Raw genomic sequence first — 17,855 nt, forward strand, 5'->3', positions numbered from 1 at the left:
TCTCTACTCTTTTATTATTGGCAAAGTTACCATGGCGCACAGGCCACCTTGTGGTTTATTTGATAAAACCAAGCTGCCGCCATGAGCAATAATCGCATTTTTGGCAATCGCTAAGCCTAACCCCGTGCCACCACTCACTCGGTCACGCGCATCTGACTGCCTAAAAAACGGCTCACATAGCTTACTAAGCTGGTTATTTGGTACACCTGGGCCATCATCACATATTTCAATATAAATGGCATCACCGTGCTTTAGGGTAAGGCTAATAGTGTGCTGTGCATATTTAATCGCGTTGCGCAGTAAGTTTTCCAGTGCGCTGGCAATTAGCGCTTCATCGCAATTTAGTGTTACCGCCGCCGAGCCGCTTACTTGCAGTTGCTTGTTGTGCTGTTTTGCTTCAAAGGTGGCATCGTTAAGTACATGATCAACAATATCTTGCAGTGACTGTTTGTGTAGCGATAACGCTTGGCTATTTGCCTCTAAGCGCGACACTTGCAATACATCGGCAATCATTTTATCAAGCTGGTTGGCTTCTTTTTCTATGCGTAGTAAATACGATTGGCTGGCTTCGCTTGCCTGCATTTGCGCAAGGCCTGTCGCCATTTTTAAGCGAGTAAGTGGCGAACGTAGCTCGTGCGATATATCGGCCAGTAAGCGTTTTTGCGCGCTAATTAATTGCGCTAATTGGTCAGCCATACGGTTAAAGTCGCGACCTAATATACCCAGCTCATCTTTACGATTAACGGATATAGCAGCCCGGGCTGTTAAATCGCCGGCAGAGAGTTTTATAGCGGCTTTTTTTAAGCTATTAATAGGGGCAATTAAGTTACGGCTAAATAAAAAACTTAAAATAAGTGAGGCAATTATAGCAATTGATATTTTTATCCAACCCGGCATTAACTTTAACCGCAAATATAGCGGCGTATGGTTGTAAATATCTATTTCATATAAATAAAAATCACCTTCAGGTACTCTAATTTTTATTGGCCCAATTGCTTGGTATTTTTCGGTATAAATAACTTGCGGCGGCATGCTCTTAGTAAAGTTAAGCAAGCTTAAATCAACATCGGCGGGTATGCTTTTATTTGTTAGCGAATCTTCTAGCTGCTCTGCATTTAAATACAAAAGCTTACCATTAGTACGTCGAGGGTGCTTTAGCGTATCGTTAAGCGAACGCTTGTGCTTTATGGTAGAACGCTCAATGTTTTTAGCGGTATAAGCTAAGTTTTTTTCCATTGGGCCATGCAAAGGGTTATAACTAACAGAGTTAATAGTTGTAACACTACTTAAAAATATAAGTGCCGCACCTGTGCCAATAATAGTTAACCAAAACCAAGTAAAGATTTTAAAAAACAAATAGTGCCGAGGATGTTTAAGCCAGCTAAAACTTGCCAATTTATTCGCCTTGAATAAAGACATAGCCCGTCCCTCTAATGGTTTTAATTAGCTCGTTAGGTAAGTGCTCAGCTATTTTTTTACGAATGTTGCTAACGTGCATGTCAATAGAGCGATCAAACGAGGCTAAGCGCCTGCCAAGTACATCTTCACTTATTTGCTCTTTACTAACTACTTCACCAGCGCGTTTGGCAAGTAATGCGAGTATTTCGTATTCGGTGCCAGTAAGGGTTAAGGTTGTTTGTTTAATTAAGGCTTCACGAGCAGCCAAATTAATAGTAATACCGTTAACCACTAATTTATTATTGCTAGTGGCATTCATGGTGGTTATATGTTCAATACGACGCGTAATTGCTTTAACTCGGGCAAGTAACTCACGGTGATTAAAAGGTTTAGGTATGTAATCGTCTGCGCCAAGTTCAAGGCCAAAAATACGATCAAAATCTTCGCCTTTGGCGGTAAGCATAATTACCGGCGTAAGCTTGGTTTGCCTAAGTTGTTTAAGTACTTCAAAACCATCAAGGGTAGGCAGCATTACATCAAGTAGTATTAGTGCGTAGTCGTTCGCTTGCGCTAGTTTTAAGCCCTGCTCGCCGTCGTGTACGCTTTGCACGTTAAATCCTTGCGCGGTTAAATACTCGCTTAATAGCTCACACAAACCTGTGTCGTCATCAATCATTAATAGTTTCATTTTCAAACCCTTGGGTTGTGCCGTATGTGCTGATTTTACCTGCTTAATAGTACAAAAGTGAATCTTTACATAACCTTTACACTGCTTTGCGTTACTTTGCATTGCAGCGGGTATAGTTACCTCAACAGATTAAAACAACCAATCCAATAGTAAAGGTAATGATTATGACTAAAGTAAATACACTTTCAAAACTAGTACTTATTTGTGGCTTAGCAACCGCTACTTTCGGTGCAACCAGTGTTATGGCCAAAGGCGATATGCATAAGCAAGGTCGCCACTCACAAGCGCACTTTTTACTATCGGAACGCGGCGCTGATAAACTTGATTTAACACAAGAGCAGCAAACTAAATTAGAAGCTATATTTGCAGCACAAAAAACGCAAATGCAAGCACTTAAAGGCACCGACAAAGAATCGCGCAAAGCACAGCGCACCGCTCACAAAGCTAAAATGGAAAGCTTATTATCGGCAGCAACGTTTGACGAAAATGCAGCAAAAGAGCTACTAGCTCAACGCCACGAAAAAGGTGAGGAAATGGGTTTAATTAAATTAAAAACTCAGCACCAAGTGTGGCAAGTTCTAAATGCAGAGCAGCAAGAAAAGTTTGCAAAAATGCAAAAGCGCATGGGTAAGAAAAAACATTCAAAATAGCTTTTAGTTGGATAAGTTTTTGGCTAGATAAAATAAAACACCGAGTTCAATTTGAGCTCGGTGTTTTGCTTTGTATGTTGTTTAAGTAAAACAAGGTGTCAGGTTTTAGATAGAGACAAAGCCAAGCACGGTGTTTAAATTACCCGTAGGCGGGGCTTTATGCCGCGCTGGTTAAAATTTAAAAACGATTGCGCGAGGTAAACTCTCGCCTACAAACTCTAGGCAAAACCTACTTACTACTTAAAAAAGTCATCTTCATTTTTTGCCATCATGGCTTCTATGTCTTCAATCATGTCTTGGCTAAAATCTTCAGCTGAAGTGATAGGAGCTGAAATTCTATTATTTTCAAACGACCATTCGCCTAAATCAATAAGCTGACAACGTTTTGAACAAAACGGGCGGTGTGGGCTTTGCTCTGACCATTCAACCTTACTTTTACAGGTTGGGCAGTTAACAATAGTTGGCATAGTAATCTCTCAATCTTGTTTTAAATGGTGCTGTCTAATAGCCAAACTCTAAGTCAGTTTAAATGCTTTTAGTATTGTATTGGCTTTTATAGAGTCGTATCATTTTTCTGATACCTGATACCTGATACCTGATACCTGATACCTGATACCTGATATTAAAAACTCGTTACCCGATTAATCTCAGCTAAGGAGGTCATGCCGTCGGCGGCTTTACGAATACCCGATAAACGCAGGTTATTAAATCCGGCTTTAAGGGACACTTCAGCTATTTCTAGTGAGTTACCACCGCGCATTATAATTTGTGCTATTTCTGGGGTAATTTTCATTACTTCGTAAATACCTACACGGCCTTTATAGCCATCGGTACAGTTTTCGCAACCTTTAGGAGCATACAAGGTCATTTCACTAATTTGCTGCTGGCTAAAACCTTGGCGCAGTAGTTCTTCGCTAGGTAAATTTTCAGGTGTTTTACATTTAGGGCATAAGCGGCGCGCTAGCCGCTGAGCTATAATTAAACTAATTGAACTTGCTACGTTATATGCAGGTACGCCCATGTTTAATAAGCGGGTAATGGTTTCGGGCGCTGAGTTAGTATGCAGAGTCGAAAGCACTAAGTGACCTGTTTGCGCCGCTTTAATTGATATTTCGGCGGTTTCTAAGTCACGTATTTCACCTACCATTACTACATCGGGATCTTGGCGTAAAAATGCGCGTAGTGCGTTGGCAAAGGTCATATCGGCTTTAATATTAATTTGTACTTGGTTAACCCCTTCGAGGTTAATTTCTACCGGATCTTCGGCGGTACTAATATTACGCTCTGGCTGGTTTAATATATTTAAACCCGTATATAGCGATACCGTTTTACCCGAGCCAGTAGGCCCAGTTACTAATATCATCCCTTGTGGTTGCTCAAGCGCATCCATATACAGCTTTTTTTGCTCAGGTTCGTAACCTAATACATCAATGCCAAGCATGGCGCTAGATGAATCAAGAATACGCATTACAATTTTTTCGCCCCATAAGGTAGGCATGGTGCTTACCCGGAAATCGATACTTTTACGTTCGGTTATTTTTAGCTTTATGCGGCCATCTTGTGGTTTACGTTTTTCGGCAATATCAAGGCGCGACATTACTTTAATTCGCGCCGAAAGCTTAGTTGCTAAAGTGTTTGGCGGGCTGGCTACTTCGTGCAAAATGCCGTCAATTCTAAAGCGAATTCGGTACTTGTGCTCGTAGGGTTCAAAGTGTAAATCAGACGCACCTTTTTTAATCGCATCCATTAATATTTTATTAATGTAAACAATGATTGGTGCATCGTCTTTATCATCGTCTTTAGAGGTGTCTTTTTGTATATCGGCGTCTAGTTCGGCAAATTCTTTAAACTCGTCATCACTTAAATTTAAGCTGCCAGTGGCATCAAGCAATTGTTCTATTTTTTTATCGAGTTGAATGTAGTCAACAACTACCACTTCGCAAGACAAACCAGTACTAAATTCAAAGTTTTCAAATGCGCCGTAATCGGTAGGATCAGAGGCGGCAATATACACTTTTCTGCCTTTTTGTACTAAAGGCAAAATATGATGCTTACGGATCAGTTTTTCTTTTACTAACTCAGGAGAAATAAGTGCAGTATTAAAGTCTTTTAAATCAAAAAAAGGCACCCTAAATAAATCAATGCATTGTGCCGCTAAATCTTTACTGTCAATTTTTCCGCATTTAGCAATAAGCTCAGCAGTAGAGGCAAACTCTTGCTGTTTAGTTTTTACTATATCGGCATCAACACGGCCAAGGGTAATAAATTTTCTTAATAACGGTGAGTTAATATTCATTGCGCACCTGGTTAAATCCTTCAATAGTTAGCAATTTATCAGAAAAAAGCAGGGATTACATTGCCCATCACAATCTAGGCTGATTTTAGCAATTAAAATAGCTGTTTTTATAATGTATGGCTATTTTAACGCCAGTTTTAAATAGCCTTTATGTAAAGCCATTAAGTCGTGTTTAACCAAAGCTAAGCTGCGATCGTTATTTAAAATATCATCTGCTTGTTGTTGTTTTTGTTCACGCGACATTTGCGCGGCAATAATACTATTAACTTGCTCTAAGCTTATGTTATCACGCTTAACCGTGCGCTCTATTTGCACGTTTTTTGGCACGTCTATAAGTAAAGTGTGGTTACAGTATTTATCTAAGCCGTTTTCAAAAAGTAGCGGGGCAACAAGTACCACATAAGGGCTGGTGGCATTATTTAAATCAGTAATAATTTGCTGGCGAATAAGTGGATGTAACAGCGCATTTAACCAGTTTTTATGCTCATTATTGCTAAATACAAGCTCGCGTAAAGCACTGCGGTTTAAGTTTCCGTCGGCTAAGAGTATATCAGCACCAAAGTGTGCAATAATTGCCTTTAGCCCTTCGCTGCCAGGCTCAACCACTTGGCGAGCAATAATGTCGGCATCAACAACGCAAATATCCAGCGCTTCAAGCATGTTGCTTACAGCCGTTTTACCACAGCCTATACCACCAGTTAAACCCAGTACCCAATTATTTATGTTCGTTACTTTAACAGTATGTTCGCTCATATTAGTAACCAATTACATTAAAGTAACTAGTTTGCAATTGCTCGCCCCATAACATGGTGATCCAGCCTGCAATAGCAAGGTAGGGGCCAAACGGAATGGGGGTGGCTTTGTCTTTACCCTGAATAGTTAATAGCGCAATACCAATAATTGCGCCCACTACGCTCGAAAGCAAAATAATGGTTAATAACGATTGCCAGCCAAGCAAAGCACCAAACACGGCAAGTAATTTAAAATCGCCATAGCCCATGCCTTCTTTACCGGTAAGTAATTTAAATAACCAGAATACGCTCCACAAGCTTAAATAGCCGCAAGCAGCACCAATAATGGCATCAGTTGGGGTAACGGTATAGCCAAGCACTGCAGCAATAAGTGCCAGCCATACAAGCGGTAGGGTAATTTGGTCGGGCAGTAACATATGGTCAATATCAACAAAGGTAAGTGCCACTAAAGCCCAAGTAATTACTATATAAAGTAAAGCCTGCTCGGTAGCGCCCAGCTTATACGCAACAACTAAGCTTAATAGTGCAGTTATTGCCTCTACAATAGGGTAGCGAGCCGATATGGGGTTACTACAACTTGCGCATTTACCTTTTAAAAATAACCAGCTAATAACAGGAATGTTTTGCCACGCTTTTATTGCAGTTTTACATTTGGGGCAGGTAGAGTTGGGCTTTACTAAATTAAAAGGATCGTTGGTGTTTGCTTTATTATTTTTAAGTTCGCTTTCTAAAAGTAGCCGACATTCGCCTTGCCATTCGCGTTGCATCATTAGTGGTAAGCGGTAAATAACTACATTTAGAAAGCTACCAATGCATAAACTAATTAAGCCAACTGTGGTTAAGTAAAACCACAGTTGGCTTTGCATTACTTCTATAATACTTTGCATATAACGACCAAATAATTAAATAACAAGTTTAAAAAACTAAATAACAGAGCCAAGTTGGAATATAGGCAAGTACATGGCAACAATTAAACCACCAACCAATACGCCAAGTACTGCCATAATCATCGGTTCTAGCAAGCTTGAGAGCCCATCTACCGCATCATCAACTTCTTGCTCATAAATAGTTGCTACTTTACCTAGCATGCCATCGAGCGAACCCGACTCCTCACCAATAGCCACCATTTGTATTACCATATCGGGGAATATTTTGGAGTTACGCATAGCCCAGTTCATTTGGTTGCCCGAGCTAACCTCGGCTTTAATATCTAAAATAGCATAACGATAAACCGCATTACCCGAGGCGCCTGCAGCAGAGTCCAGCGCATCAACTAGCGGCACACCAGCCGCAAAGGTGGTCGAGAGCGTACGAGCATAACGGGCAACGGCGGCTTTATTTAAAATCATGCCTATAACAGGTAGCTTTAATACTGCTCGGTCGGTAGCATCACGGAGTTTTAAACTTTTTAGCTTGGCCTCTTTAAATGCCCAGCCAAATGCAACAATTACTATTAGCATCATCCACCAATATTCCTGCATAAATTCCGATATAGCAATTACAAACAAAGTAAAGGCTGGGAGCTCAGCGCCAAAACCGGCAAAAATATCCTGAAATTGCGGCACTACAAATATTAGTAATATAGAGGTAACAATAAGTGCGATAACTAATACCGCAATAGGGTAAAACATCGCTTTTTTAATTTTTGATTTAAGCGCTTCAGACTTCTCTTTATAAATAGCAACGCGGTCGAATATTTTATCTAAAGCACCAGATTGCTCACCCGATGCCACTAAATCGCAATATAAATCATCAAAATAACGCGGATGGCGACGCAGAGCTTGTGATAGCGGTTGCCCGGCTTTAACTTCATCGGCAATGGTTTCCATTAGCTTGCTAACACTTTTATTAGATGATCCCGTGCCAATCATTTCAATAGATTGAATTAATGGAACGCCCGCCATCAGCATGGTAGCAATTTGCCGAGTCACTAAAGCAATATCTTTCGGGGTTATTTTTTGAGTGCTAGCTATACCAAAAAGAGGCTTAGCTTTTCGCTTTACTTTGGAAGGGGTAATGCCTTGTTTTCGTAACTGGGCTTTTACTAGTGCGATACTAGAACCAGTAAGTTCACCTTCTAAGCGCTTTCCCCTAGTGCTAACACCTATCCACTGGAAAGTGTCTAAACTTTTTTTTTCCTGTTTAGTAGACATAGTTGTCACTCATTAAAAAATCAAGCTCTATAAGGAATGGTAGCGCCTAAACAAGATATAAATTTAGGCACATTGAAGGTTTACTAGCCCTTAGCACAGCCTTTTGGAGCTATTGCTAAGTTTGTTAAGTCGTGAGTACAAGTCCACTTAAATGCACCGTTCTCAACTGAAGGTGTAAAAGTAAATGTTTTCTCTTGTAAGTCTTTAGATACACCTGTTTTATTCATCTTAGCAAGTATAACACCCGTTGCAGTTGTTACAGTAACTACGCTATAAGTCCCAGTAACTCCAAATGCCGTTACATCAGGGGTACCGTCTTTAACAGGGTATGCACCTTCTGATTGATAATACTCAGCAATACCTGTTTTAGCAGCTGCTGTTAATGATACTGCCTCTGAAGCTTGCGCTCTAGCTGTATAGTCCTGATAAGCTGGCAGTGCTACTGCTGCCAAAATACCTATGATTGCTACTACGATCATTAATTCAATTAGGGTGAAACCCTTTTGGTTCTGTTGTGTCATTGTTTTCATGTTTCCTCTCCTAAAGGATAATGTTGTGGTAAATAAGTGTTATTTAAGTAGCATTAGTGCTTAGCTTAATTTGCTTATTTAACCTGTTTACTTAAACTATTTATTTAAAGAATAAACTTTACTGTACAGCGTATTTTGGTTTGTATAAACAAAAGTACGCTGTGGATTTAGTTATTAAAGTTACTTACGTTTAGTACTTTAATACGTTATTTAATTACTTTTATATTTAGCTATAGCCGCAATTAATTTTTAGTTACTTATATTGATAGCTAATACGCACTTAGCTTTTTATGCCTGCTTACTGAACGCATTAGTATTAAAGCAGCTAATTAGTGCTTTTATATTAATGTTACATTCATTTATAGTACAACAGCGTGAGTTTACCACTGTTTTTTACTTTTTAGTACATGGCTTATATTTTAAAAAAGCATTTTATTTAACAAAATGTTAAAAAGCAATCCTTTCGGGTTATTAAATGCTTTAAACAAGCTATTGTCAATGAATTAGCGCAGCTTTAATTTAAAATTAACGTAATTATTAATCAAATCGCATTGATAAATCGATCGATTGTAAGTTTTTTGTTAACGCTCCGCTTGAGATAAAGTCTACCCCAGCTTGTGAGTAGGTTTTAAGCGTTTGTAGGGTCATATTGCCAGAAACTTCAAGTTTTGCACGTTTATTAGTAACTACTACAGCTTGCTTAATTTGCTCTACGTTAAAGTTGTCGAGCATTATAATATTGGCACCCGCATCAAGCGCTTGTTTTAGATCAACAAGTGATTCAACTTCTACTTCTATTGGTTTGTTTGGTTGGTTTTGTTTAGCTTGAGCCACGGCTTTGTTTATACCGCCACACGCTGCTATGTGATTTTCTTTTATTAAAAACGCGTCGTATAAACCAATACGATGGTTTGCACCGCCGCCACATTTAACGGCGTATTTTTGTAAAATGCGTAAACCAGGTATGGTTTTACGGGTATCGAGTAGTTGGGTTTTTGTACCCGCAAGTTCTTTTACATAATGAGCAGTGGTAGTAGCCGTGCCCGAAAGTGTTTGTACAAAGTTAAGTGCTGTACGCTCGGCAGTTAAAATAGCGCGAGCCGAGCCTGTTGCTGTAAATAAAGTGCTGTTAGCAGTCACAGCATCGCCATCGTTTACGAGTACATTTACTACAACGTTTGGATCTACTTGTTTAAATACTTCAATAATTAGGTCTTTACCACAAAATATGCAGTCTTCGCGGGTAATTACTTTAGCGCTTGCTTGCTCGTTTGCAGGAATAAGTTGCGCGGTAATGTCACCATTTTCAGCACTTTGGTAATTTAAATCTTCACCAAGTGCAAGTGTAACTAGTTGACTAACTAAAGTGTGTGGAATAGGCATAAAAAGCTCATAACAGTAAATAAATTAAGCAAATTTTACTATGTTTGAAATGTAATAACCAGCTTTGTGAGAAAGGCAGGTTTTAGGGAAAGAGCAGGCTTTAGGTGTTAGGTATCAGGTTTTAGGTATAAATTAGCCAAGCTCGGTGTTTAGGTTATATGTAGGCGTGGCTCTATGCCACGCTGATTAAAATTAAAAAACTGCGCGAGGTAAACTCCCGGCTACAAATTCGCTGGTTGGTAAGCTTTTATTGCTGCGTCTATCATTTTTAAATTAAATCCTTTAGCATCGATGTTATGTCGATCTTTTGATTTAAATTATGAACATAGATTTAAATGGGGTGGTCAATAGTGCTGTGCAGCGTGCTTGTTCGCATTTTGATGAGCGCCCGAGTGATACTGATGTTTCTTTATTGGTAATTCACAATATATCCTTGCCGGCGGGGCAGTTTGGCACGCCCTATGTTGATGATTTATTTATGGGTACGCTTAATTGTGAAGCGCATAGCAGCTTTAGCGATTTACACGGTGTGCGGGTGTCGGCACATTGCTTTATTAAACGCAGTGGTGAGCTAGTGCAGTACGTGCCATTTAATAAACGAGCATGGCATGCTGGGGCGTCTGAGTTTAACGGGCAAACTAACTGCAATAACTTTAGCATTGGCATTGAGCTTGAGGGAACCGACACCACAGCTTATACTTTAGCGCAATACACTAGTTTAAAAACACTAAGTAAAGCCATAATGCAACGCTACCCAAATATAACAATAGAGCGAATTGTAGGGCATTGCGATATAGCACCAGGGCGAAAAACAGACCCCGGTAGTAGCTTTAACTGGCATTTATTTTTAACTATGCTTAAACAATCAGGCTAAGTGAGTAACAACAATGATTTTGGTTTCGATAATAATTGCATTAATACTTGAGCGCTTAGGTGCTCGTTCAGCCCATTGGCAAATTAGCTACTACGCAGATGGTTATGTAAATCGCTCGGCAAACCTACTTACTAATAAAGGCGTATTTGGCTCGGGTGTTGGTTTTTTAGTGTGGTTACTTTTACCTGTACTGGCTATTGGTTGTTTATATTTGCTATCTGACTTTGTGCTGTGGCAACTTATTTTTAATGTAACAATATTACTCGTGTGTTTTGGTTGTGCTAAACAGCGTGCTTTATATAAGTCGTACTTAAATGCTTTAACCCGAGATGATAAAACCGCAGCCACTTTATATGCACTACAAATGGGCCAAAATCGTACAGAAGAAGAACAAGACGGCGAAACAGTTGGGCAAACCCTGGCATGGGTTAACTTTAGATTTTACTGCGCGGTGATTTTTTGGTTTGTAATATTAGGCGTAGCCGGTGCGGTTTTATATGCACTCGTACGCACATTCGCCGATTTAGTAACGCAAGATGACGACGAAATAATAGCAAAGCATTCTAAAATGCTACACAGATTATTATTTTGGCTTGACTGGTTACCAGCGCGTATTACCAGCTTTGGTTATTTAGTAATAGGTAACTTTAATAAAGGCACTAGTTGCTGGTTACGCTACGCGCTTGATTTTTCAAGCCCTAACCGCAAAGTGGTTACTTACACTGCCTTAGCCGCAGAGCAAGTAGAAAAACGCTACTACGACTGCGCGTACGAAGCCACTTGTATGATTAAATTGGTAAAACGTAATGTATTGTTTTATTTAGTACTGATTGCGTTATTAACCCTGTTTGGTGGGCTGGATTAAAGGGCAGGCTTTAGGCGTCAGGTTTTAGGCGTCAGGTTTTAGGTAGAGATAAAGCCAAGCTCGGTGTTTGAGGTTATACGTAGGCGAGGGGCTTGCCACCGCGCGCACGTAGTGCGAATGTTTTAAGTAATTATAGTTTTTGTTAAAAATATCGCGCCAGCAAGCTTGGCACTACAAATTCCAGACAAAAGATAAAACTAAGCACGGTGTGTGGATTGTGTAAGTGCGGTTTTACACTTCTCTTTTCAAACAAAGATACTATTTCACAAAGAGAAGGCAATGAGAGTAAATGAGAAAACATTAAAAAGTTAACATTTTAAGCTATTACTTTTCACTGCTCTAAAGCGTAGCGCTCTTAACCTCCTTGTGAATAAACGGGCTGTAATTAAAGTTACACTGCGGGCTATGGGGTGTTTACTTATTTTTGACTGCTAACACCTAAACTCTCCGTTATCACTTTTACCCTCCCTGGTCTGACCAATTTATTTTCGTCTCATTTACCTTTCTTTATTTATACTATTTTGTGTATTCTTTAAACTTTGCGCTGAATGCGTTACGCTGGCTAAGTGTCCTTAAAGCTACTGTAAATTGACAGCAATTAGGCTTTTTGTTACCGTATGCCAAAATTTGGTATGACCAATTTACCTTTTGGTTAAATTGTTCAGTTCAAAGCCTGGTTTTAAGGGCTTTTGGTATTTATACAACGCGGACGTTAACTGATGTCTTTAAAGATTAAAGCTGCAAAATTATCGGATGTGATTTTACAACAACTTGAGAACATGATTCTTGAGGGGTCGTTGGCACCAGGCGAAAAACTGCCACCGGAGCGTGAGTTAGCTAAGCAATTTGAAGTGTCGCGGCCATCACTGCGCGAAGCGATTCAAAAGCTTGAAGCTAAAGGTTTAGTAACTAGGCGCCAAGGCGGCGGTACGTATGTAAAAAATCAGCTGGAAGAAGGGCTTACTGATCCGCTGTTTGATTTGATCAGTAAACATCCTGAATCGCAGTTTGATTTACTTGAATTTCGTCATGCATTAGAAGGGATTGCCGCGTATTACGCTGCACTGCGTGGCACCAATAACGATTTTATTAAAGTAAAACAAAGCTTTGATCAAATTGCTTTGGTACAAGACGACTTACAACAAAAAGCGAAAGCAATAAATGCTTTTCATTTTTGTATTGCAGAGGCGTCACATAACATTGTTTTACTACATTTAGTGAGAGGCATGCAGGCATTGCTTGAGCAAAATGTATTACAAAATTTAACCGTGTTATTAACAAAATCAGATATCAGTAACCAATTAGGCCACCACCGTGGTTTGCTAATGGATGCTGTTATTGAAGGTAAGCCCGAAGAAGCACGCTTAGCTAGTAATGCGCATTTAGCCTATATAGAAGAAGCATTACTGGAAGCGGGTAAAGAACATTCGCGAATTGAACGCAGTTTAAGACGCACCAAACAAAATTAAGCAAATACACCCTTACTCAAAACTAATAAGTAGGGATGTGTTAAATACACAACATTCGTATTTTAAACATAAGGAAACCTCCATATGTCTGAAGTCAATAAAATTGACGTAGACGCGCTAGAAACACAAGAGTGGTTACAAGCTCTTGAATCGGTTGTGCGCGAAGAAGGTGTTGAACGAGCTCAGTTTTTACTTGAGCAAGTGTTAGAGCAAGCCCGTTTAGATGGCGTAGATATGCCAACGGGTATTACCACTAACTACGTCAATACAATTCCGGTAGAGCAAGAACCTGCTTACCCGGGAGATGTAAATATTGAACGCCGTATTCGTTCAATAATTCGTTGGAACGCGATTATGATTGTATTGCGTGCATCGAAAAAAGATCTCGATTTAGGCGGCCATATGGCGTCTTACCAATCGTCTGCGGCATTTTACGAAGTGTGTTTTAACCACTTTTTTAAAGCACCAAACGATGTAGACGGCGGCGACTTAGTTTATTACCAGGGGCATATTTCTCCGGGTATTTATGCACGCGCATTTGTTGAAGGGCGTTTATCGGCATCGCAGCTAGATAACTTCCGTCAAGAAGTAGGTGGCGAAGGCTTACCGTCGTACCCACATCCTAAATTAATGCCTGAATTTTGGCAGTTTCCTACGGTTTCTATGGGCCTTGGTCCTATTTCGTCTATTTACCAAGCACGCTTTTTAAAATACCTAGACGGCCGTGGCTTAAAAGACACTAAAAACCAACGTGTATATGCGTTTTTAGGTGATGGCGAAATGGATGAGCCAGAATCTCGTGGCGCTATTTCATTTGCTGCACGCGAAAAGCTAGACAACTTATGTTACTTAGTTAACTGTAATTTACAGCGCCTAGATGGCCCAGTTATGGGTAACGGTAAAATTATTCAAGAGCTAGAGGGCCTATTTAAAGGCGCTGGCTGGAACGTAATTAAGCTAGTGTGGGGCAGCGGTTGGGATATATTACTGGCTAAAGATAAAACCGGTAAGCTATTACAACTAATGAACGAAACGGTTGATGGCGATTACCAAACCTATAAAGCAAAAAATGGCGCGTATGTACGTGAGCATTTCTTTGGTCGTTACCCAGAAACAGCAGCACTTGTTGCTGATATGACAGATGACGAAATTTTTGCGCTTAAGCGTGGTGGTCATGAGCCATCTAAATTGTTTGCTGCGTTTAAAAAAGCAGAAGAAACCAAAGGTCGTCCTACTGTTATTCTTGCTAAAACTGTTAAAGGTTATGGCATGGGTGAAGCGGCTGAAGGTAAAAATATTGCGCACCAAGTTAAAAAAATGGACATGTCGCATGTTGCACACCTACGCTCACGCTTAGGCCTTGACGATTTAATATCTGAAGAGCAACTAACCGAACTGCCATATTTAACGCTTGAAGAAGGCTCACCAGAGCACACTTACTTACACGCTCGTCGTGAAGAGCTTAAAGGTTATACACCTAAGCGTATTGCACGCTTTAGCGAAAAGCTAACAGTGCCAGAAGTAGAGGCGTTTAACCCGCTACTTGAAGAGCAAAAACGTGATATTTCTACCACTATGGGTTTTGTTCGTGCACTTAATATTTTATTAAAAGACAAAGGCATTGGTAAAAACATAGTACCTATTATTGCCGACGAAGCACGTACCTTTGGTATGGAAGGTTTGTTCCGCCAAATTGGTATTTATAACCCGCATGGCCAAAACTACACACCTCAAGATCGCGATATTGTTTCTTACTATAAAGAAGCTACATCGGGTCAAGTACTGCAAGAAGGTATTAACGAGTTAGGTGCAATGTCGTCATGGGTTGCTGCAGCAACATCTTACAGCACCAACGATTTACCAATGATCCCATTTTACATTTACTACTCTATGTTTGGTTTCCAACGCGTTGGCGACATGGCATGGATGGCAGGCGATCAGCAAGCACGTGGTTTCTTATTAGGTGCAACAGCCGGTCGTACTACGCTTAACGGCGAAGGCTTGCAACACGAAGATGGCCACAGCCATATTCTTGCCAGCACAGTACCTAACTGTATTTCTTACGATCCAACGTACGCATACGAAGTAGCGGTTATCATTCAAGATGGTATTCGTCGTATGTATGGTGACGATCAAGAAAACATTTACTACTACTTAACGTTAATGAACGAAAACTACCATCAGCCAGCTATGCCAGAAGGCGCTGAAGAAGGTATTCGTAAAGGTATTTACAAGCTAGAAAGCTACGCAGGCAAAAAAGCCAACGTACAGCTATTAAGCTCGGGTACTATTATGACTGAAGTACGTAAAGCAGCTAAAGTATTGAGCGAAGACTACGGTGTTGCGTCTGACGTATTCTCGGTAACGTCTTTTAACGAGCTAACGCGCGATGGCCAAGATGTTGAGCGCTTTAACATGCTTAACCCTGAAGGCGAGCAAAAAACAGCGTATATCACTAGCGTATTAAGCGATTTAGTAACGGTTGCAGCAACCGATTACATGAAAAATTACGCAGAGCAAGCGCGTTCGTTTATTCCTAGCAATAACTATAAAGTGTTAGGCACCGATGGTTACGGCCGCTCTGATAGCCGCGAAAACCTTCGTCGTCACTTTGAAGTTAACGCAGACTACGTTGTAGTTGCTACGTTATCTGAACTTGCTAAACGTGGTGAAGTTGAAAAGTCGGTAGTTATTGAAGCACTTAAAAAGTTCAATATCGACACCAACAAACTTAACCCACTGTACGCATAAGAGGTTTGCAATGAGTATTGAAATTAAAGTACCCGATATCGGTGGTGATGAAGTAGAAGTAACCGAAATCTTAGTAGCCGTTGGCGACGTTGTTGAAGTTGACCAAGCATTACTAACCGTTGAAGGCGACAAAGCATCAATGGAAGTGCCGGCCGACACTGCTGGCACAGTAAAAGAGATTAAAGTAAGCGTTGGCGACAACGTAGCTACTGGCTCTTTAGTGTTTATCTTTGAAGGCGAGAGTGAAGGCGAAAGCGCAAGTACAGCTAAAAGCGACAGTGCAGCAGAGCAAAAAGCGCCTGCAACTGACGCTAAGCCAGCACCAGCGGCTTCTGGCTCTGCAGCAAAAGACGTAACCTTGCCAGATATTGGCGATGACGAAGTTGAAGTAACTGAAATTTTAGTAGCCGTTGGCGACAGCGTTAGCGAAGATCAGTCTATTTTAAGCGTTGAAGGCGACAAAGCATCAATGGAAGTACCTGCGCCATTTGCTGGCACAGTTAAAGAAATTAAAGTAGCGACTGGCGATACAGTAAAAACCGGTTCATTGGTATTTGTATTTGAAGTAGCAGGTAGTGAGTCTGCAGCACCTGCTGCTGAGTCAACACCAGCCGAAACTAAAGCAGCGCCAGCGGCCGAGCAAAGCTCAGCATCAAGCACAAAAGAAGTTAACGTGCCTGATATTGGTGGCGACGAAGTTGAAGTGACCGAAATTTTAGTAGCCGTTGGCGACAGCGTTACTGAAGATCAATCGTTACTAAACGTTGAAGGCGACAAAGCAGCAATGGAGCTTCCGGCACCGTTTGCAGGCACAGTTAAAGAAATTAAAGTAGCTACGGGCGATAAAGTATTGACCGGCTCGTTAATTTTTGTTTTTGAAGTTGCTGGTGGCGCACCTGCTGCAGCAGCTAAACCTGAAGCCGAAAAGTCAGCACCTGCTGCTAAAAGCGAAAAACCAGCACCAAAAGCCGAAACAGCGACGCAATCTGCTCCAGCAGCTAGCAACGAAAGCTTTGCTGATAACAGCGCGTATGCACATGCATCGCCTGTGGTACGCCGCTTAGCACGTGAGTTTGGTATAAACCTAGCTAACGTAAAAGGCTCTGGTCGTAAAAACCGCGTAGTAAAAGACGACGTGCAAAACTATGTTAAAAACCTAGTTAAGCAAGTTGAATCTGGTCAATTGTCGGCAGGTAAAGGCAATGCAGGCGGTAGTGAGCTTGGGCTTATTCCATGGCCTAAAGTTGATTTTGCTAAGTTTGGCGAAATTGAAGAGAAAAAACTATCGCGTATTCAAAAGCTATCGGGTAAAAACTTACACCGTAACTGGGTGCAAATCCCACATGTTACTCAGTTCGACGAAGCCGATATAACCAGCCTTGAAGAATTCCGTAAAGAGCAAAATGCCCTTAACGAGAAGAAAAAGCTAGGTGTTAAAATTACGCCATTAGTATTTGTAATGAAAGCTGCAGCAAAAGCGTTGGCCGAATTTCCAACTATTAACTCGTCACTGTCTAACGATGGCGAAAGCTTAATTCTTAAAAAGTACATTAATATTGGTGTAGCGGTTGATACGCCAAATGGTTTAGTAGTACCTGTGTTTAAAGATGTTGATAAAAAAGGCATTATTGAACTATCGCGCGAGCTAATGGAAGTATCAGCTAAAGCACGCGACGGTAAGCTTACCTCGGCAGATATGCAAGGTGGCTGTTTTACTATTTCAAGCTTAGGCGGTATTGGCGGTACGGCATTTACGCCGATTGTTAACGCGCCAGAAGTGGCTATTTTAGGTGTGTCTAAATCTGAAATGAAGCCAAAATGGAATGGTAAAGAGTTTGAACCAAAACTTATGGTGCCATTGTCAATGTCGTACGACCATAGAGTGATTGACGGGGCGCTAGCAGCACGCTTTACTGTTACGCTGGCAAGCTACATGAGCGATATTCGTCAATTAGTGATGTAATCGCTAAAAATGTATGAAATCAAATCCCAGCCAGTTGTTTTTTGCTGGGATTTTTACCATTTGCAATGATACAATCTTTGCAC

The 17,855-nt window shown here is 40.7% G+C and carries 15 protein-coding genes; 6 read left to right on the forward strand and 9 right to left on the reverse strand.

The annotated features are described in order from the left end of the window. Nucleotides 1-3: 3 nt before the first annotated feature. Both RB215_RS01890 and RB215_RS01895 read right to left on the reverse strand, forming a co-directional pair. Nucleotides 4-1,419 (reverse strand): ATP-binding protein, encoded by a 1,416-nt coding sequence (locus tag RB215_RS01890; RefSeq protein ID WP_309216745.1) that lies wholly within the window; start codon nt 1,417-1,419, stop codon nt 4-6. After that, the gene (locus RB215_RS01895) at nt 1,397-2,086 is read right to left on the reverse strand and encodes a response regulator transcription factor (RefSeq protein WP_179807187.1); all 690 of its coding nucleotides are present in this window, start codon (nt 2,084-2,086) and stop codon (nt 1,397-1,399) included. Before RB215_RS01895 ends, RB215_RS01890 begins: the two co-directional genes overlap by 23 nt. Before the next feature lie 164 nt (nt 2,087-2,250). Between RB215_RS01895 and RB215_RS01900 the strand changes: the two genes are divergently transcribed. Then, nucleotides 2,251-2,736 carry a Spy/CpxP family protein refolding chaperone gene (locus RB215_RS01900; RefSeq protein ID WP_011327087.1) on the forward strand — a complete coding sequence of 162 codons (486 nt, stop codon included), beginning with the start codon at nt 2,251-2,253 and terminating at the stop codon, nt 2,734-2,736. 236 nt (nt 2,737-2,972) lie between these two features. Here RB215_RS01900 and yacG read toward each other — a convergent pair whose 3' ends face one another. The 7 genes from yacG to nadC all read right to left on the reverse strand — a co-directional run bounded on the left by yacG (nt 2,973) and on the right by nadC (nt 9,850). Further along, the gene (yacG, locus tag RB215_RS01905) at nt 2,973-3,203 is read right to left on the reverse strand and encodes a DNA gyrase inhibitor YacG (protein WP_011327088.1); all 231 of its coding nucleotides are present in this window, start codon (nt 3,201-3,203) and stop codon (nt 2,973-2,975) included. 155 nt (nt 3,204-3,358) lie between these two features. Next, nucleotides 3,359-5,032 carry a type IV-A pilus assembly ATPase PilB gene (gene pilB / locus RB215_RS01910; protein ID WP_309216747.1) on the reverse strand — a complete coding sequence of 558 codons (1,674 nt, stop codon included), beginning with the start codon at nt 5,030-5,032 and terminating at the stop codon, nt 3,359-3,361. Nucleotides 5,033-5,152: 120 nt separating this feature from the next. Further along, a complete protein-coding gene (coaE, locus tag RB215_RS01915) occupies nt 5,153-5,785 on the reverse strand; it encodes a dephospho-CoA kinase (protein WP_309216748.1) in 633 nt (210 codons plus the stop codon). A 1-nt stretch (nt 5,786) separates the two neighbouring features. Beyond that, nucleotides 5,787-6,671, reverse strand: a complete 885-nt coding sequence (locus RB215_RS01920) for an A24 family peptidase (protein WP_309216749.1) — start codon at nt 6,669-6,671, stop codon at nt 5,787-5,789. Nucleotides 6,672-6,707: 36 nt separating this feature from the next. Then, nucleotides 6,708-7,937 carry a type II secretion system F family protein gene (locus RB215_RS01925; RefSeq protein WP_309216750.1) on the reverse strand — a complete coding sequence of 410 codons (1,230 nt, stop codon included), beginning with the start codon at nt 7,935-7,937 and terminating at the stop codon, nt 6,708-6,710. A gap of 83 nt (nt 7,938-8,020) precedes the next feature. Further along, a complete protein-coding gene (locus tag RB215_RS01930) occupies nt 8,021-8,467 on the reverse strand; it encodes a pilin (protein WP_309216752.1) in 447 nt (148 codons plus the stop codon). A 537-nt stretch (nt 8,468-9,004) separates the two neighbouring features. Then, nucleotides 9,005-9,850 carry a carboxylating nicotinate-nucleotide diphosphorylase gene (nadC, locus tag RB215_RS01935; protein ID WP_309216753.1) on the reverse strand — a complete coding sequence of 282 codons (846 nt, stop codon included), beginning with the start codon at nt 9,848-9,850 and terminating at the stop codon, nt 9,005-9,007. 319 nt (nt 9,851-10,169) lie between these two features. On the opposite strand from nadC, the gene ampD reads away from it, so the two are divergent. From ampD to aceF, 5 genes are all read left to right on the forward strand, one after another. Further along, on the forward strand, nt 10,170-10,724 hold the full coding sequence (ampD, locus tag RB215_RS01940; protein ID WP_309216754.1) for a 1,6-anhydro-N-acetylmuramyl-L-alanine amidase AmpD: 555 nt from the start codon (nt 10,170-10,172) through the stop codon (nt 10,722-10,724). A 13-nt stretch (nt 10,725-10,737) separates the two neighbouring features. Continuing rightward, a complete protein-coding gene (gene ampE, locus RB215_RS01945; protein ID WP_011327100.1) occupies nt 10,738-11,589 on the forward strand; it encodes a beta-lactamase regulator AmpE in 852 nt (283 codons plus the stop codon). A 719-nt stretch (nt 11,590-12,308) separates the two neighbouring features. Beyond that, nucleotides 12,309-13,058 carry a pyruvate dehydrogenase complex transcriptional repressor PdhR gene (gene pdhR / locus RB215_RS01950; protein WP_011327101.1) on the forward strand — a complete coding sequence of 250 codons (750 nt, stop codon included), beginning with the start codon at nt 12,309-12,311 and terminating at the stop codon, nt 13,056-13,058. A gap of 84 nt (nt 13,059-13,142) precedes the next feature. After that, complete coding sequence (gene aceE, locus RB215_RS01955; RefSeq protein WP_309216755.1) at nt 13,143-15,809, forward strand: pyruvate dehydrogenase (acetyl-transferring), homodimeric type; 2,667 nt, start codon at nt 13,143-13,145, stop codon at nt 15,807-15,809. Nucleotides 15,810-15,819: 10 nt separating this feature from the next. Then, the gene (aceF, locus tag RB215_RS01960; protein ID WP_309216756.1) at nt 15,820-17,772 is read left to right on the forward strand and encodes a pyruvate dehydrogenase complex dihydrolipoyllysine-residue acetyltransferase; all 1,953 of its coding nucleotides are present in this window, start codon (nt 15,820-15,822) and stop codon (nt 17,770-17,772) included. Nucleotides 17,773-17,855 lie beyond the last annotated feature (83 nt).

The organism is Pseudoalteromonas sp. HL-AS2, assembly GCF_031198805.1.
Classification (GTDB): Bacteria; Pseudomonadota; Gammaproteobacteria; order Enterobacterales; family Alteromonadaceae; genus Pseudoalteromonas; species Pseudoalteromonas nigrifaciens.

Excerpts from the sequence above, each read along its gene's own strand:
- RB215_RS01890 (WP_309216745.1), bottom strand. The coding sequence starts at position 1,419 with ATGTCTTTATTCAAGGCGAATAAATTGGCAAGTTTTAGCTGGCTTAAA.
- RB215_RS01895 (WP_179807187.1), bottom strand. The coding sequence starts at position 2,086 with ATGAAACTATTAATGATTGATGACGACACAGGTTTGTGTGAGCTATTA.
- RB215_RS01900 (WP_011327087.1), top strand. The coding sequence starts at position 2,251 with ATGACTAAAGTAAATACACTTTCAAAACTAGTACTTATTTGTGGCTTA.
- yacG (WP_011327088.1), bottom strand. The coding sequence starts at position 3,203 with ATGCCAACTATTGTTAACTGCCCAACCTGTAAAAGTAAGGTTGAATGG.
- pilB (WP_309216747.1), bottom strand. The coding sequence starts at position 5,032 with ATGAATATTAACTCACCGTTATTAAGAAAATTTATTACCCTTGGCCGT.
- coaE (WP_309216748.1), bottom strand. The coding sequence starts at position 5,785 with ATGAGCGAACATACTGTTAAAGTAACGAACATAAATAATTGGGTACTG.
- RB215_RS01920 (WP_309216749.1), bottom strand. The coding sequence starts at position 6,671 with ATGCAAAGTATTATAGAAGTAATGCAAAGCCAACTGTGGTTTTACTTA.
- RB215_RS01925 (WP_309216750.1), bottom strand. The coding sequence starts at position 7,937 with ATGTCTACTAAACAGGAAAAAAAAAGTTTAGACACTTTCCAGTGGATA.
- RB215_RS01930 (WP_309216752.1), bottom strand. The coding sequence starts at position 8,467 with ATGAAAACAATGACACAACAGAACCAAAAGGGTTTCACCCTAATTGAA.
- nadC (WP_309216753.1), bottom strand. The coding sequence starts at position 9,850 with ATGCCTATTCCACACACTTTAGTTAGTCAACTAGTTACACTTGCACTT.
- ampD (WP_309216754.1), top strand. The coding sequence starts at position 10,170 with ATGAACATAGATTTAAATGGGGTGGTCAATAGTGCTGTGCAGCGTGCT.
- ampE (WP_011327100.1), top strand. The coding sequence starts at position 10,738 with ATGATTTTGGTTTCGATAATAATTGCATTAATACTTGAGCGCTTAGGT.
- pdhR (WP_011327101.1), top strand. The coding sequence starts at position 12,309 with ATGTCTTTAAAGATTAAAGCTGCAAAATTATCGGATGTGATTTTACAA.
- aceE (WP_309216755.1), top strand. The coding sequence starts at position 13,143 with ATGTCTGAAGTCAATAAAATTGACGTAGACGCGCTAGAAACACAAGAG.
- aceF (WP_309216756.1), top strand. The coding sequence starts at position 15,820 with ATGAGTATTGAAATTAAAGTACCCGATATCGGTGGTGATGAAGTAGAA.